This is a genomic window from Streptomyces sp. NPDC046876, from assembly GCF_040645035.1.
GTDB lineage: Bacteria > Actinomycetota > Actinomycetes > Streptomycetales > Streptomycetaceae > Streptomyces.
This window is the reverse complement of the sequence record NZ_JBEYXK010000008.1, coordinates 150,702-165,552: the sequence shown is the minus strand read 5'-3', so window position 1 is coordinate 165,552 and position 14,851 is coordinate 150,702. Positions and strand designations below refer to the sequence as shown.

Genomic DNA, 14,851 nt, shown 5'->3' with positions numbered 1-14,851 from the left:
CGCCGGCCACCACGATCTTCGCGGAGGTGGTGGAGCGAGCCGCCCCGCCGTTAGAGCTTGCGAAGTCCACTGAGCACCCTTTCGAGCAGTGTCACGTCCGGCGTGCCGCCGGCCTCTCCGTTGCCCGGCTGGTGGATGGCCACCATTCCGGCCTCTGCCAGGTCGGCGACGAGGATCCGGGCGACACCGAGCGGCATCGACAGCAGTGCGGAGACCTCCGCGACCGACTTGACCTCGCGGCACAGCGTGCAGATGCGCTGGTGCTCGGGCAGCAGGCCGGACAGGTGCATCGGATCGGCCGTGGTGCTGACCAGCGCCTCGATGGCGAGCTGGTAGCGCGGCCGGGTCCGTCCGCCGGTCATGGCGTACGGGCGCACGAGCGGCTGGTCGCCCTCCGAGTACGACGAGTCGTCGTACGCATCGGAGTAGGCGGGGGGCGGGGTCATTGATCCTCCGGGCTGGACAGCAGTGGTCAGCGTGCCGTCTGACGGGGCGGCCGGTGGGGGGGATGGTATGACGGCCTGGCGGTGGTACTGGGATCCGGGGCCAGAGCCCCGGTCCCCCGGGCCGGAAGTACCGTCCGGCCCGGAGGATGGTGGGTCAGATGAGCAGGCTTCCCTGCAGTTCGGCGCGCAGGTCCGGGGTGAGGACCGTGCCCGCTCGATCCACGAGGAGGGCCATCTCGTAGCCGACGAGGCCGATGTCGCACTCGGGGTGCGCGAGCACCGCGAGCGAGGACCCGTCGGAGATGGACATGAGGAAGAGGAATCCCCGGTCCATTTCGACCACGGTCTGGTTGACGGGTCCGCCCTCGAAGATGCGGGAGGCTCCGGCGGTCAGCGAGGTCAGTCCGGAGGCCACGGCCGCCAGCTGATCGGCGCGGTCGCGCGGGAATCCATCGGACATCGCCAGAAGGAGGCCGTCGGCGGAGACCACCACCGTGTGGGACACCCCGGGGGTGTTGTCCACGAAGTTGGTGATCAACCAGTTCAGGTTCTGTGCCGCCTGGCTCATCGAACTCAACTAACGCTCCTGCTGGTAAGTGGGGTCGATGGGGTAGCTGCCGGTCGTCTGGCCGTTGTTCCCGGCCTGGCGACCCTGCTGGATACCGCGTCGGAGGTTGGTCAGACGGCCACGGACTTCGTCCGGTGCACGGCTGACCTGCGGACCGGCCTGAGTGTCGGTCTGCTGCTGTGCGGTGCCGGCCACGAGGTTCGCCCGCGGTACCCGGCGCGGCAGCCCCGAGGTGGTGATGCCGCCGGCGGCGGGCTGGCGCACGCGCTCGGCCTGCCGCATCAGCTCGTCGTTCGGAGACGACTTCCAGCTGACGGTCGGAGTGGTGCCGGTCGCCGTCTGGGCCGGCTCGGCCGCGGGCTCCTGGCCGCGCCGCTGCAGCGGCTGCTGCGGGCGCTGGCGGGTGGCCGGAGCCGGGGCGGCGGCCTGCGGGTGCTGGGGCACCGCCGGCATCTGCCCGGTGGACTGCATCTGCCCGGTCGGCTGGGAGCCCTGCTGGGGGTACCAGTTCGACTCGAGCGTCTCGAAGATCGGGCTGCGCTCGCCGCCGAGGCCCTGGGCCGGGGGCAGCGCCTCCGGCTGGGGGGCCTGCGGCAGCTGGGCCTGCGGCTGGGCGGCGTAGCCGCCGACGCCGGGACCGCCGGGCCGCGGGGCCTGGAAGTCGGGCCGGGCGAACTGGCCCGTGGTGGACGGGTCCATCGGGCCGCGCACGTCCGGGCGCTCGAACTGTCCGGTGGTGGAGGCCGGGCCGGCCTGCGGGGGCGGGGCGTTGAAGTCCGGGCGCGGGAACTCGGCCGTCGAGCCGGGGCCCGAGAGCTCGTCGTGGCCGCGCGGGATCTCCTGGCCGCCCTGGCGGGCCGGGTCGGCGCCCCAGCCTGCGGTCTGCGGGACCCCGGCGGGCGCGCCGCCGGTGCCGGGGAGCTCCGGGCGCACGGCGCCGCCGCGCGGCGGCAGCTGCGCCCGCGGGCCGCGCTGCGGAGCCGGGGCGGGAGCCTGGGGCTGGGCGTGGGCCTGGCCGGCCGGGCCCGTGGGGGCGCCGGGCTGGGGCGGCTGCGGCCGCTCGAAGCCGTTGCCCTGCGGGAAGCCGGCCGGGCCGGAGGGAGCGGAGGCCGGACGGGCCTGGGGAGCGTCGGCGGGGCCGCCCGCCGGACCGCGGTTCGGCAGCGGGGCGCCGCCGCCGAAGGCACCGTGGCCCTGGCCGGTCGGCGCGGCCGGCATGCCGGGACCGCCGGCCATGCCCGGACCACCGGACATACCGGGACCACCGGCCATGCCCGGACCACCGGACACACCGGGACCGCCGGGCATGCCCGGACCGCCCTGCGGACGCCCGCCGGGACCGCCCTGCCCGGGCAGCGCGGCGCGCTGGCCCATGGCGGCGGCGATACCGGCGCGCTGGCCGGCGCCCACGGGCTGGCGGGCACCGCCGCCGGGGCCGGAGCCCTGGCCGGCGGAGGCGCCGGGACCGCCCTGCGGACCGCCGGTGCCGGGGCCGCCCTGGCCGCCGGGACCGCCCTGGCCCGGCTTCTTGCCGCCCTGGGCGACGTCCACCGGAAGCATGACGAGGGCCGTCGTACCGCCCGAGTCGGACGGGCGCAGCTGGATGCGGATGCCGTGTCGCAGGGACAGGCGGCCGACCACGAACAGGCCCATGCGGCGGGAGACGGAGACGTCCACGGTGGGCGGCGCGGCGAGCCGCTCGTTGATGGACGCGAGGTCCTCGGGGGAGAGGCCGATACCGGTGTCGTGGATCTCGACGAGCACGCGGCCGTCGGGCAGCGCGTGGCCGGTGACCTTGACCTTGGTCTGCGGGGAGGAGAACGAGGTGGCGTTCTCCAGCAGCTCGGCGAGGAGGTGCACGAGGTCGTTGACGACGCGGCCGGCGACGTCGGTGCCGGGCACCGACGCGAGCTCGATGCGCTCGTACTGCTCCACCTCGGACGCGGCGGCACGGAGCACGTCGACGAGCGGGACGGGGCGGGTCCACCGGCGGCCTGGCTCCTCACCCGCGAGGACGAGGAGGTTTTCGCCGTTGCGGCGCATGCGGGTGGCGAGGTGGTCGAGCTTGAAGAGCGAGGACAGCTGGTCCGGGTCGGCCTCGCGCGACTCCAGTTCGGAGATGAGCGACAGCTGACGCTGGATGAGGCCCTGGGAGCGGCGCGAGAGGTTGGTGAACATCGCGTTGACGTTGCCCCGGAGGAGGGCCTGCTCGGCGGCGAGGCGGACGGCCTCGCGGTGCACGTCGTCGAAGGCCGCGGCCACCTGGCCGATCTCGTCGCGGGTGTGCAGGCCGACGGACTCCACGGACGTGTCCACGTCCTGCGGGTCGGACTCGGACAGCTGCTTGACGAGCTCGGGCAGACGGTCCTGGGCGACCCTGGTCGCGGTGTCCTGCAGGCGGCGCAGCGAGCGGATCATGGACCGGGCCATGACGAACGCGCCGACGAGGGAGACGCCGAGCACGAGGAGGATCAGGGCACCGTTGATGATCGCGTCGCGCTGCGACTCGTTCTTCAGCTCACGGGCCTTCTGCTCCATCTCCTCGAGCAGGGTGAGCTCGATGACCTTCATGGCCTGGAGCTTGGTGCCGTCCGCGTCGTACCAGTCCAGCCAGGACTTGTACTGGGTCTCCTTGGAGAACTGGTCGGCGGTCGACAGGACGCGGCGGGTGTAGTGGTCCGCCTTGCCGATCTCGGGGTTGCCGTCGCCGAGCGACGAGAGGAGCTCCTCCGACTTGCCCTGGTAGACGAGCTCGAAGGTCTTCTTCGCCTGGCTCTCGCCGCGGAGCGCGGAGAGCGCGTACAGGCGGTCGTTCTCGGACAGCTTGCCCGCGGTCTTCTCGTTGCCGTCGGGCAGCGAGGCGGCGATGATCGCGCGCTGGATCGAGGCGTACTCCTTGGCGGAGGAGAACGCCGCCAGCGCACGGGTACGCTTGATCATCTCCGGGCTGGACGTGGCCTGGGCCATGTCCTGGGAGAGGGAGAGCAGCGAGACGATCAGCGAGTTGTACTCGGTGACGGTCTGCTGGGCGCCGTTCTGGTACGCCTTCTTGCGGACCGCGTCGAGCTCGCCGAGCTGACGGCCGATCTGCAGGATGTTGTTGCGGATCGACTTGAGGGTCTCGTCCTTGTCCTCCGTGCCGTCGACCTTGTCGGTCGCGGCGGCGAAGGCCTTGACGGCGGCGTCGGTCTGCGAGCGGACGCCCATGACGAAGCTGTCGGGCTTGTCCGTCTTGTTGATCGACAGCGGACCGGCCGACTGGTCGCGCTCCTCCTGGAGCGCGGCGGCCAGGTTGGTGGCCTGCCGGGTCATCGTCGTGAGCAGCTGCATGTGCTCGAGCTGGGCGATGTCGGTCAGCGAGTCGTCGATACGGAAGGCACCGAGGGTGGTGGCGGCGACGACGGGCAGGGTCAGCAGCGACACCAGTCGCGTGCTGATGCGCCAGTTCTGCATGTGCAGACGCGAACCGGGCCCGGGCGGGGCCTTCGGTATCGCGGTGTCGTTCTCGGCCGACTCGTCGGTCGCGGCCTTGCCCTTGGCGCCCTTGCCCTTGGTCCTGCCCTTGGGCTTGAGGCGTGAGGCCTTGGCCTTCGCTTCGGAGGAGTCGGGGCCTGCGCCTTCGATGGCGGGCCCGCGGCCCTGGGCGTGCTGGGGCGAGGAGCCACGGTCGGTCCCGCCGCGCGGGTCCTGCTCCGCAGCAGCTTCCTCTCGGCCCTGAAGGGCCTGGGGAGACCCCTTGCCATCCCTCTTGAATCGTCCCTGCACTAGCGTCGCAACCTCTGGACCAGGCGTCCCGCCGGGCGACCGGTGGGACGGTGTCGAGTCGTGGGGCGTCGCAGCCCCATGGTGGTCGTCGGTGACCGGCGCGTCTTTCTCTCCTTGCACCGCCGCGCGGCGCGTCTCGCGCCACCTGCGCGCCGGCGGTCTCCCGCGGCGGTCCCGCGAATTCCAGCACAGTGGCGGATCTCCAACAAGGTGCGCGTGTCGGCCTGGAGCGTCGGTCACGAGCCGTGATGGCGGCGCTACGCCATGTGGGCCAGCTTTCAGGGCGAATCGGACTTACACCGCCCAAACGCCGAGGCTGGCAAGGTGTCCCAGTCGAGATGATCAGGAGCGGAATGGCTGATTCAGTGGCGCAATGTCCGTTTCTGGCGCCCGAATTGACTGACGGTTATGCCCGGATTGTCGTGTCACGGGTGAGCAAACTCACACGGCCGTGGCCAATACTTCCCGGTTCAGGCGGGGAATCGGATGTTTAGCCTTGCCCTTTACAGGGTTGACGCAACCGACAACCCCACCACCGACCGAGCCGAGGGCCCGAAACTCCGATGAAGACGACGATGATGTTCCGCAACATAGCCAACCCGCGCCGCACCACCCTCGCGCACCTCAAGGACGCCGAGGAGCTGCAGGCCGTCGAGGCTCCGGAGCACGCCGTCGAGCTGCCCACCCAGACCGCGAACCCGCGCCGCACCGTGCTGATGCACGCCCCGGCCGCCCCCGCCGCCCAGTAGCAGCCGCCCGGCGAGCAGCCCGGGAGGAGAGAGCACAGACGCCCCGCCGCCGGCCCGGCGGCGCAATGAACGCGGGGCGCCGCTGCCCGCCGCGTTAGCCTGGAGTCCGCAGACTCCAGCCAGCGGAAATACAAAGAGGGGCAGACGCAGCACGTGCGCATCGCCAGGTTCTCGATCGACGGCAATGTCGCGTTCGGCGCGGTCGAGGGCGACACCGCCCCCGGCGCCGAGGGTGAGCTCGTCCTCGACATCATCAAGGGCATCCCGTTCGCGGACTTCGAGCTCTCCGGCACGAAGGTCCCGCTGAGCAAGGTCCGGCTGCTGCCGCCCGTGCTCCCCAACAAGGTCGTGGCCGTCGGCCGCAACTACGCGGAGCACGCGGCCGAGCTCGGCCACGAGGTCCCGGACGCCCCCATCACCTTCTTCAAGCCCTCCACCTCGGTGGTCGGCCCGGGCGACCCGATCACCTACCCCTCCTTCTCCCAGGACCTCCACCACGAGGCGGAGCTCGCCGTGGTCATCGGCCGCATGTGCCGCGAGGTCCCGCGCGAGCGCGTCAAGGACGTGATCCTCGGCTACACCTGCGCCAACGACGTCACCGCGCGCGACGTCCAGCAGCGCGAGAAGCAGTGGGCCCGGGCCAAGGGCTTCGACAGCGCCTGCCCCCTCGGCCCCTGGATCGAGACCGGCCTGGACCCGGAGGCGATCGCCGCCGGCCTGGCCGTCCAGTGCACGGTCAACGGCCAGCAGCGCCAGCTCGGCAGCACCAGCGACATGGTCCGCTCCGTCGAGGACCTGGTCGTCCACATCACCGAGGCCATGACGCTGCTCCCCGGCGACGTCATCCTCACGGGGACCCCGGCCGGAGTCGGCCCCCTCAACGTCGGCGACGAGGTCGCCGTCACCATCGAAGGCATCGGCACTCTCACCAACAAGGTGATCAAGCGTGGCTAACGCGACCCCCGTCCGCGTACGTTTCTGTCCCTCCCCGACCGGCAACCCCCACGTGGGCCTGGTCCGCACCGCCCTGTTCAACTGGGCGTTCGCCCGCCACCACGGCGGCACGTTCGTCTTCCGCATCGAGGACACCGACGCGGCCCGCGACTCCGAGGAGTCCTACGGCCAGCTGCTCGACTCGCTGCGCTGGCTCGGCTTCACCTGGGACGAGGGCCCCGAGGTGGGCGGCCCGCACGCCCCGTACCGCCAGTCGGAGCGCATGGACATCTACGCGGACGTCGCGCAGCGCCTCCGCGACGGCGGCTACGCGTACGACTGCTACTGCACCACCGAGGAGCTCGACGCCCGCCGCGCGGCCGCCCGCGCCGCCGGCAAGCCCTCCGGCTACGACGGCCACTGCCGCGAGCTGACCGCCGTGCAGCTGGAGGCGTACCAGGGCGAGCACCGCACGCCCATCGTCCGCTTCCGGATGCCCGACGAGCCGATCACCTTCACCGACCTGGTCCGCGGCGAGCTGACCTTCACCCCGGAGAACGTGCCGGACTTCGGCATCCTGCGGGCCAACGGCGCACCGCTGTACACGCTCGTCAACCCGGTCGACGACGCACTGATGCAGATCACCCACGTGCTGCGCGGCGAGGACCTGCTGTCCTCCACCCCCCGCCAGATCGCGCTGTACAAGGCGCTGATGGAGCTGGGCATCGCCACCGGCATCCCGCAGTTCGGCCACCTGCCGTACGTGATGGGCGAGGGCAACAAGAAGCTCTCCAAGCGCGACCCGGAGTCCTCGCTCAACCTCTACCGCGAGCGCGGGTTCCTGCCCGAGGGCCTGCTGAACTACCTCTCGCTCCTCGGCTGGTCCTTCTCCAAGGACCAGGACGTCTTCTCGATCGAGGAGATGGTGGCGAAGTTCGACATCCCCGACGTGAACGCGAACCCGGCGCGCTTCGACCTGAAGAAGGCCGAGGCGATCAACGCCGACCACATCCGCCGGCTGGACCCGAAGGCCTTCGCGGACGCCTGCGCCCCGTGGCTGCAGGCCCCGTTCGCCAACTGGGAGCCCGAGGAGTTCGACACGGCGGCCTGGGAGGCCATCGCGCCGTACGCCCAGACCCGTGTGACCGTCCTGTCGGACATCACCGCCAACGTGGACTTCCTGTTCCGCAAGGAGCCGGTCGAGGACCAGGCGTCCTGGGACAAGGCCATGAAGGGCGAGCCGGCGGCTCTGCTGACCAGCGCCCGCGCCCACCTGGACACGGCCGACTGGAGCGACCCGGAGTCCCTCAAGCAGGCCGTCCTGACCGCCGGCGAGGCCCACGGCCTCAAGCTCGGCAAGGCGCAGGCGCCGGTCCGTGTGGCCGTCACCGGCCGCACCGTCGGCCTGCCGCTCTTCGAGTCCCTGCAGATCCTGGGCAAGGACCGCTCGCTGGCCCGTATCGACGCGGCCCTGGCCAAGCTGGCCGCCACCGCGTAGGCGTCAAGGCGCCCGTCGTCCCGCAGGGGGCGGCCCCCGGTTCGTCCGGAGGCCGCCCCCTGCGGCGTTCGAGGTGACGGACTTCACCGTCCGGCCGCCGCGGGCCGGGGAGTCGGCGTAGCCTCGGCGGTATGCCGATCCGCGCCGTGCTGTGGGACATCGACGACACCCTCTTCGACTACACGGGTGCCGACACCGCCGGGCTCGCGCGACGGCTCGCCGAGGACGGGCTCGACCGGCGCTACGGAACCCCCGCGCAGGCCCTCGCGCGGTGGCGGGAGGCCACCGCCCGGCACTGGGACCGCTTCGCCGCCGGCGAGGTGTCCTTCCAGGGGCAGCGCCGGGACCGGGTGCGGGACTTCCTGGACGAGCCCGCGATGGACGACGACACCGCCGACGCCTGGTTCGAGCGGTACGTGGAGCACTACCAGGCCGCCTGGACGGTGTTCCCCGACGTCCTGCCCGCCCTGGACGCCCTGGCGCGCCGCTACCGGCACGGGGTGCTGTCCAACTCCTCCAGCGCCAACCAGGACCCCAAGCTGCGCCGGCTCGGGCTGCGCGAGCGCTTCGAGGTGCTCGTGTGCGCCGCCGAGCTCGGGGTCAGCAAGCCCGAGGCGGCGGCCTTCCTCGCGGCCTGCGAGGCGCTGCGCCTGCCGCCGGCCGAGGTGGCGTACGTGGGGGACCAGCCGGAGATCGATGCGCGCGGCGCGCGTGACGCCGGCCTGACCGCGGTCTGGCTGGATCGCGACGGTGGACGGGGCCCCGGACCCGGTGGTGTGCACCGGATCGCGGGGCTCTCGCAGCTCCCGGGGGTGCTGGCCGGGGATACCCGTTTTGGAGCACGGTCAGGCATCCGGTAATGTTCTTTCTGCGCCGCCGGAGCGGGCCGAAAGGCCGGACGGAGGCGCCGCCCGAAGGAAAGTCCCCGCAAGGGATTGACTTTTGGTGGGGTATGGTGTAATTGGCAACACGAGGGTTTCTGGTTCCCTTATTCTAGGTTCGAGTCCTGGTACCCCAGCGCAGTGCAGCAGTAACGCAGTGCTTTGCCCCCGTTGTGTAGCGGCCTAGCACGCCGCCCTCTCAAGGCGGTAGCGCCGGTTCGAATCCGGTCGGGGGTACAGATCCTTCCCGCGAGGTGTTCTGGGTAGCTCCCGGACGTCTTGATGCAGGATCGCTAGGGCCCCCGTTGTGTAGCGGCCTAGCACGCCGCCCTCTCAAGGCGGTAGCGCCGGTTCGAATCCGGTCGGGGGTACTGAGGTCTGGTTTAGACCACCTTGGGCTATGGTGTAATTGGCAACACGAAGGTTTCTGGTTCCTTTGTTCTAGGTTCGAGTCCTGGTAGCCCAGCGCAGTGCAGCGTCAGCTGCAAGGCATGCCCCCGTTGTGTAGCGGCCTAGCACGCCGCCCTCTCAAGGCGGTAGCGCCGGTTCGAATCCGGTCGGGGGTACGCATCGAGGAGGCCCTCCGCGTTCATCGCGGAGGGCCTCCTTCGTGTTTCCGCACCCTGCGCAGGGGCTGTGCAGGGGCGGCCCGGAGCGAGCCCGGGGGGCGCACAAGTACGGGCCCGAAGGCGCGTGTTCGGACGTGTGCGGCGTCGTACGCGCCCCCGGGCCCGGGGGACTGGTGGAAGAGAGGTCTGCGACCGGGGAGGGGCTCAGCCGGAACGGCGCAGGGCCTCCGTCAGGCGGGCCGCGGCGTCGATGACGGCTTGGGCGTGCATCCGGCCCGGGTGGCGGGTCAGGCGCTCGATCGGCCCGGAGACCGACACGGCGGCCACCACGCGGTTCGACGGCCCGCGCACCGGCGCCGAGACGGACGCCACACCGGGCTCCCGCTCGCCGATCGACTGCGCCCAGCCGCGGCGCCGCACGCCCGACAGGGCCGTCGCCGTGAAGCGCGCGCCCTGGAGGCCGCGGTGCAGCCGCTCGGGCTCCTCCCAGGCCATGAGGATCTGCGCGGCGGAGCCGGCCTTCATCGGGAGCGTGGAGCCCACCGGGACGGTGTCCCTGAGGCCCGACAGCCGCTCGGCGGCCGCCACGCAGATGCGCATGTCCCCCTGCCGGCGGTAGAGCTGCGCGCTCTCCCCGGTCACGTCGCGCAGGTGGGTGAGTACCGGTCCCGCCGTGGCCAGCAGGCGGTCCTCGCCGGCCGCGGCGGCGAGCTCCGCCAGCCGCGGTCCGAGGATGAACCGGCCCTGCATGTCCCTCGCCACCATCCGGTGGTGTTCCAGTGCCACGGCCAGGCGATGTGCCGTGGGTCGTGCGAGCCCTGTCGCCGCGACCAGCCCGGCGAGGGTGGCCGGACCGGACTCCAGTGCGCTCAATACCAGAGCTGCCTTGTCGAGAACGCCGACGCCGCTAGAGTTGTCCATGAAACGATATTCACGTCTCACACTGTGAAACGCAAGTTCAATTTTTCCAAGAACAAGCGAGTCTGTATGTGCGGGTCCACGAACCACTGGGTCCGAGGCCGTCGTCCGGCACGTGGGGTACCGGCGATCAGCCGCACCACATCTCTATGAAGCGCCGGCCCGAGGGGCCGGCCGGAGGGAAAGCGATGGGTAGGACACTCGCGGAGAAGGTCTGGGACGACCACGTCGTCCGGCGCGCCGAAGGCGAGCCCGACCTCCTCTTCATCGATCTGCACCTGCTGCACGAGGTGACCAGCCCCCAGGCCTTCGACGGCCTGCGGCAGGCCGGCCGCAAGGTCCGCCGTCTCGACCTCACCATCGCGACCGAGGACCACAACACCCCCACCCTCGACATCGACAAGCCGATCGCCGACCCGGTCTCCCGGGCCCAGCTGGAGACGCTGCGCAAGAACTGCGCCGAGTTCGGCGTACGCCTGCACCCGCTGGGCGACGTCGAGCAGGGCGTCGTCCACGTCGTGGGACCGCAGCTGGGCCTGACCCAGCCGGGCACCACCGTGGTCTGCGGCGACTCGCACACCTCGACGCACGGCGCCTTCGGCGCGCTGGCCTTCGGCATCGGCACCAGCCAGGTCGAGCACGTCCTGGCCACCCAGACGCTGCCGCTGGCCCGCCCCAAGACGATGGCGATCACCGTCACGGGCGAGCTGCCGGAGGGCGTCACCGCCAAGGACCTGATCCTGGCGATCATCGCCAAGATCGGTACGGGCGGCGGCCAGGGCTATGTCCTGGAGTACCGCGGCGAGGCCATCGAGAAGCTCTCGATGGAGGCCCGGATGACCATCTGCAACATGTCGATCGAGGCCGGCGCCCGCGCGGGCATGATCGCCCCCGACCAGACCACCTTCGACTACCTGCAGGGCCGCGACCACGCCCCGCAGGGCGAGGACTGGGACGCGGCGGTCGCGTACTGGAAGACGCTGCGCACCGACGAGGACGCGGTCTTCGACGCCGAGGTCGTCATCGACGGTGCCTCCCTGTCGCCGTTCGTCACGTGGGGTACCAACCCCGGCCAGGGCGCGCCGCTCTCCGCCAGCGTCCCCGATCCTGCTTCGTACGAGGACGCCTCGGAGCGCCTGGCCGCCGAAAAGGCCCTGGAGTACATGGGGTTGAGCGCCGGGCAGCCGCTGCGCGACATCCGGGTCGACACCGTCTTCGTAGGCTCCTGCACCAACGGCCGGATCGAGGACCTGCGCGCCGTCGCCGACGTCATCAAGGGCCGCAAAGTCGCCGACGGCGTGCGGATGCTGGTCGTCCCGGGCTCGGTCCGCGTCGCCCTGCAGGCCGTCGAGGAGGGCCTGGACGTGGTCTTCAAGGAGGCCGGCGCGGAATGGCGGCACGCGGGCTGCTCCATGTGCCTGGGCATGAACCCCGACCAACTGGCCCCCGGTGAGCGCTCCGCGTCCACCTCCAACCGCAACTTCGAGGGCCGGCAGGGCAAGGGCGGCCGCACGCACCTGGTCTCCCCGCCGGTGGCCGCCGCCACCGCGGTGCTGGGCCATCTGGCCTCGCCCGCCGACCTGACCGCCAACTCGGCCGATCCCGCCCCCTCCGGAGTCTGAACCATGGAAGCCTTCACCACCCACACCGGCCGGGCCGTACCGCTGCGCCGCAGCAACGTCGACACCGACCAGATCATCCCGGCGCACTGGCTGAAGAAGATCACCCGCGACGGGTTCGAGGACGGGCTCTTCGAGGCCTGGCGCAAGGACCCCGACTTCATCACGAACCGCCCGGAGCGCGCGGGCGCGACGGTGCTGGTCGCCGGCCCCGACTTCGGCACCGGCTCCTCGCGCGAGCACGCCGTCTGGGCCCTGCAGAACTTCGGGTTCAAGGCGGTCATCTCCTCGCGCTTCGCCGACATCTTCCGCGGCAACTCGCTGAAGAACGGTCTGCTGACGGTGGTCCTGCCGCAGGAGACCGTCGAGCGGATCTGGGAGCTGACCGAGGCCGACCCCACCGCCGAGGTGACCGTCGACCTGGTCGCCCGGCAGGTCCGCGCGGCGGGAATCGAGGCGGAGTTCGAGCTCGACGACAACGCCCGCTGGCGTCTGCTGGAGGGTCTGGACGACATCTCGCTCACCCTTCAGAACGAAGCCGACATCGACGCGTACGAAAGCGCGCGACCCGCCTTCAAGCCGCGCACGATTCAGGTCTGATTCCAGCCTGATCAGCGCTTATTCACCTTCCGGTGATCACATCGAGAACACTGTGCCCCCCGCCTTCCGGCGGGGGGCACAGCTGTGTGTTGAGGCCCCGTGAGGCGACAACTCGCCCCAGATGGCACAATCTGTGCATGGAACGCGACAGTCAACTTGAGCTCTACGAACTCGTCGCGGACCGGTTGAAAGAAGCACACGCAAGGGTGCGCACGCTGCAAGTCCCGGAGGCGGTAAGGATGGCGCTGTCCCGGAAGCTGTTGGTCGTCACGGCCGCGGCGAAGCATGATCTCGCCGATGCGGCAAGGCGCCTGGACAGGTTGATGAAGGACCTCGACGAGGGTCGATTCCCTGAAGGCGACTGATGCGAAGGAACTCCGCAACGGGCACTTCCGTTGCGGCACTAGGGTGATTAGCCCGTTTCGTGTTTGATTTGCGGTATATATCCGCCTAACGTGCGAAATAAGCTTGAACACATTCGTTCTGGCGAAGTCTCCGAAGGGGAAGACGTGAACAAGGCGCAGCTCGTAGAAGCGATTGCCGACAAGCTGGGCGGCCGCCAGCAGGCCGCTGACGCTGTCGACGCGGTACTGGACGCCATGGTCCGCGCGGTGGTCGCGGGCGACCGGGTCTCGGTCACGGGCTTCGGCTCGTTCGAGAAGGTCGACCGGCCGGCCCGCTACGCCCGCAACCCGCAGACGGGTGAGCGCGTCCGGGTCAAGAAGACCTCGGTTCCCCGCTTCCGCGCGGGCCAGGGCTTCAAGGACCTGGTCAGCGGCACCAAGAAGCTCCCCAAGGGCGACGAGGTGGCCGTCAAGAAAGCCCCCAAGGGCAGCCTGATGGCCGCCGCCGCTGCCGCCTCCAGCCGCTCGACGGTCAAGAAGGCCGCCGCCAAGAAGGCCACCACCGCGAAGAAGGCGGCGCCGGCCAAGAAGGCCGCGCCGGCGAAGACCGCGGCGGCGAAGAAGGCCACCGTGAAGAAGACCGCCGCCACGGCGAAGAAGACCACGGCGACGGCCAAGAAGACCAGCGCCGCGGCCAAGAAGGCCGCGCCGGCGAAGACCGCGGCCGCGAAGAAGACCACGGCCAAGACCACCGCGCCGGCCAAGAAGGCCGTCGCGAAGAAGGCGCCCGCCAAGAAGGCGACGGCGCGCAAGACCACCACCGCGAAGAAGACGACCGCCCGCAAGAAGTGAGGGCGGGCGCCCGTTACACACGTCGGGCCGGCTTCCCTTTGGGGGAGGCCGGCCCGCGGTGCGTTTTCGCAGGTCAGATACAGGGGGTCGGGGTCAGAACGTCTGCAGCGTGACCAGGGTGATCCGCAAGGCAGGGCCCTCGCCCTCGGTCTCGATCCGCACCCGCTGGCCGGGGCGCAGTAGCCGCAGCCCGCCCGCGTCGAACGCCGCCGCCCCGAAGGGCACCGGGGTGCCGTCGTCGAGCAGCACACTGCCGCTGCGGGTCTGGGAGTCGTACGTGTACGCGGTCGCCTGCATACCGGAACTGTATCGGGCCGTGTGGGGGCCGACACCGAGGGAGAGGGCCGTCCGCAGATCCGCGCCGGTGTCCACGTCCCGGCGCACGCTGTCCACGCCCGTCAGCGCGATTTCCGCCGCCCCCGACGCGGAATGCCTGGCCCGGGACCGGCCCCCGAACGAGGGTGCCAATTCCGACTCCGGACCCGCGGAAAGCAAGGTCGTACCGATTCCCGCCGCATCCGCCAGAAATGCCCGGGGAAATGCGGATGCGGTTTCGAGCACGCGTAGCAATTCCGGCGGACGAAGAGCGGGAAGATCTGCGTTCATCGCCGCGAGCGCCGCCCCGGGCCGGGCCGCCCGTATCCGCCGCGCCCCGTGGGCGAGCGCCGCGTTGAGGCCCGCCGCCGGCACGTCCGGCACGATCCGCGCCCCCAGCCGGGCCAGTTCCGCCCCGGCCGCCGCGTCGTCCGTGACGACCACCACATCCCGCACCGCCGTGCAGGCCAGCGCGCCCGCCACCGTGTCCTGCGCGAACGCCAGGGCCAGCCCCGCCCTGGACGCCCCCACGGCCGCCGCGAGACGGCTCTTGGCCACCGCCAGGGGCTTCAGCGGGATCACCAGGCTCCAGACGGCGTTCGTGGCGGACCCCTTCCCTCCCGTGCGCTGCGGCACATGCCCGGACCACGGCCGGGTCATGGCCTGGTCATGCGTCGGCCCATTGTCACCCGTGCCCGGGCAACCCGGAGGTCCGGCGGCCGGAGCGGGGCGTACGGTGTTCTCGACAGAGTCCGGACCTGACGCCACACTTGTCCGGCCGACGAGGTGCCCAA

12 protein-coding genes, 5 tRNA genes and 2 pseudogenes are annotated in these 14,851 nt (G+C 71.2%); 13 read left to right on the top strand and 6 right to left on the bottom strand.

What is annotated here, in order from left to right:
- The 4 genes and pseudogenes from ABZ924_RS07990 to ABZ924_RS07975 all read right to left on the bottom strand — a co-directional run.
- A pseudogene (locus ABZ924_RS07990) lies at nucleotides 1-70 on the bottom strand (ATP-binding protein); the annotation flags it as partial.
- A complete protein-coding gene (locus ABZ924_RS07985; protein WP_125541140.1) occupies nucleotides 51-446 on the bottom strand; it encodes a DUF742 domain-containing protein in 396 nt (131 codons plus the stop codon). The gene ABZ924_RS07985 and the pseudogene ABZ924_RS07990, both read right to left, overlap by 20 nt.
- A gap of 154 nt (nucleotides 447-600) precedes the next feature.
- The gene (locus tag ABZ924_RS07980; protein WP_125541158.1) at nucleotides 601-1,014 is read right to left on the bottom strand and encodes a roadblock/LC7 domain-containing protein; all 414 of its coding nucleotides are present in this window, start codon (nucleotides 1,012-1,014) and stop codon (nucleotides 601-603) included.
- 9 nt (nucleotides 1,015-1,023) lie between these two features.
- The gene (locus ABZ924_RS07975) at nucleotides 1,024-4,779 is read right to left on the bottom strand and encodes a nitrate- and nitrite sensing domain-containing protein (protein WP_361905714.1); all 3,756 of its coding nucleotides are present in this window, start codon (nucleotides 4,777-4,779) and stop codon (nucleotides 1,024-1,026) included.
- Nucleotides 4,780-5,342: 563 nt separating this feature from the next.
- Between ABZ924_RS07975 and ABZ924_RS07970 the strand changes: the two genes are divergently transcribed.
- The 9 genes from ABZ924_RS07970 (at nucleotide 5,343) to ABZ924_RS07930 (ending at nucleotide 9,406) form a co-directional block, all read left to right on the top strand.
- Nucleotides 5,343-5,528: a hypothetical protein gene (locus ABZ924_RS07970; protein ID WP_361905712.1), complete on the top strand. Its 186-nt coding sequence runs from the start codon at nucleotides 5,343-5,345 to the stop codon at nucleotides 5,526-5,528.
- A 153-nt stretch (nucleotides 5,529-5,681) separates the two neighbouring features.
- Entirely contained in the window at nucleotides 5,682-6,482 is an 801-nt protein-coding gene (locus ABZ924_RS07965) for a fumarylacetoacetate hydrolase family protein (RefSeq protein ID WP_361905710.1), read from the top strand.
- Nucleotides 6,475-7,959, top strand: coding sequence for a glutamate--tRNA ligase (gene gltX, locus ABZ924_RS07960; protein ID WP_361905708.1), 1,485 nt, complete (start codon nucleotides 6,475-6,477; stop codon nucleotides 7,957-7,959). The genes ABZ924_RS07965 and gltX overlap by 8 nt, the downstream gene beginning before the upstream one ends.
- 131 nt (nucleotides 7,960-8,090) lie before the next feature.
- Nucleotides 8,091-8,819, top strand: a complete 729-nt coding sequence (locus ABZ924_RS07955) for an HAD family hydrolase (RefSeq protein ID WP_361905706.1) — start codon at nucleotides 8,091-8,093, stop codon at nucleotides 8,817-8,819.
- Between the two features lie 86 nt (nucleotides 8,820-8,905).
- Nucleotides 8,906-8,977: transfer RNA gene (locus tag ABZ924_RS07950), tRNA-Gln, on the top strand.
- A 27-nt stretch (nucleotides 8,978-9,004) separates the two neighbouring features.
- A tRNA-Glu gene (locus tag ABZ924_RS07945) sits at nucleotides 9,005-9,077 on the top strand.
- Nucleotides 9,078-9,138: 61 nt separating this feature from the next.
- Nucleotides 9,139-9,211: transfer RNA gene (locus ABZ924_RS07940), tRNA-Glu, on the top strand.
- A 23-nt stretch (nucleotides 9,212-9,234) separates the two neighbouring features.
- Nucleotides 9,235-9,306, top strand: a tRNA-Gln gene (locus ABZ924_RS07935).
- Nucleotides 9,307-9,333: 27 nt separating this feature from the next.
- Nucleotides 9,334-9,406, top strand: a tRNA-Glu gene (locus tag ABZ924_RS07930).
- 207 nt (nucleotides 9,407-9,613) lie between these two features.
- On the opposite strand, the gene ndgR is transcribed toward ABZ924_RS07930, so the two are convergent.
- Complete coding sequence (ndgR, locus tag ABZ924_RS07925) at nucleotides 9,614-10,330, bottom strand: IclR family transcriptional regulator NdgR (protein ID WP_030304142.1); 717 nt, start codon at nucleotides 10,328-10,330, stop codon at nucleotides 9,614-9,616.
- A gap of 185 nt (nucleotides 10,331-10,515) precedes the next feature.
- On the opposite strand from ndgR, the gene leuC reads away from it, so the two are divergent.
- The 4 genes from leuC to ABZ924_RS07905 all read left to right on the top strand — a co-directional run bounded on the left by leuC (nucleotide 10,516) and on the right by ABZ924_RS07905 (nucleotide 13,742).
- Complete coding sequence (leuC, locus tag ABZ924_RS07920) at nucleotides 10,516-11,949, top strand: 3-isopropylmalate dehydratase large subunit (RefSeq protein WP_361905704.1); 1,434 nt, start codon at nucleotides 10,516-10,518, stop codon at nucleotides 11,947-11,949.
- A gap of 3 nt (nucleotides 11,950-11,952) precedes the next feature.
- On the top strand, nucleotides 11,953-12,546 hold the full coding sequence (leuD, locus tag ABZ924_RS07915) for a 3-isopropylmalate dehydratase small subunit (protein ID WP_361905702.1): 594 nt from the start codon (nucleotides 11,953-11,955) through the stop codon (nucleotides 12,544-12,546).
- Nucleotides 12,547-12,683: 137 nt separating this feature from the next.
- Nucleotides 12,684-12,911, top strand: coding sequence for a hypothetical protein (locus tag ABZ924_RS07910; protein WP_361905700.1), 228 nt, complete (start codon nucleotides 12,684-12,686; stop codon nucleotides 12,909-12,911).
- Between the two features lie 144 nt (nucleotides 12,912-13,055).
- Nucleotides 13,056-13,742, top strand: a complete 687-nt coding sequence (locus ABZ924_RS07905) for an HU family DNA-binding protein (protein WP_361905698.1) — start codon at nucleotides 13,056-13,058, stop codon at nucleotides 13,740-13,742.
- A gap of 297 nt (nucleotides 13,743-14,039) precedes the next feature.
- On the opposite strand, the pseudogene cofC reads toward ABZ924_RS07905, so the two are convergent.
- Nucleotides 14,040-14,693: pseudogene (gene cofC / locus ABZ924_RS07900) on the bottom strand (2-phospho-L-lactate guanylyltransferase); the annotation flags it as partial.
- Between the last annotated feature and the right edge of the window lie 158 nt (nucleotides 14,694-14,851).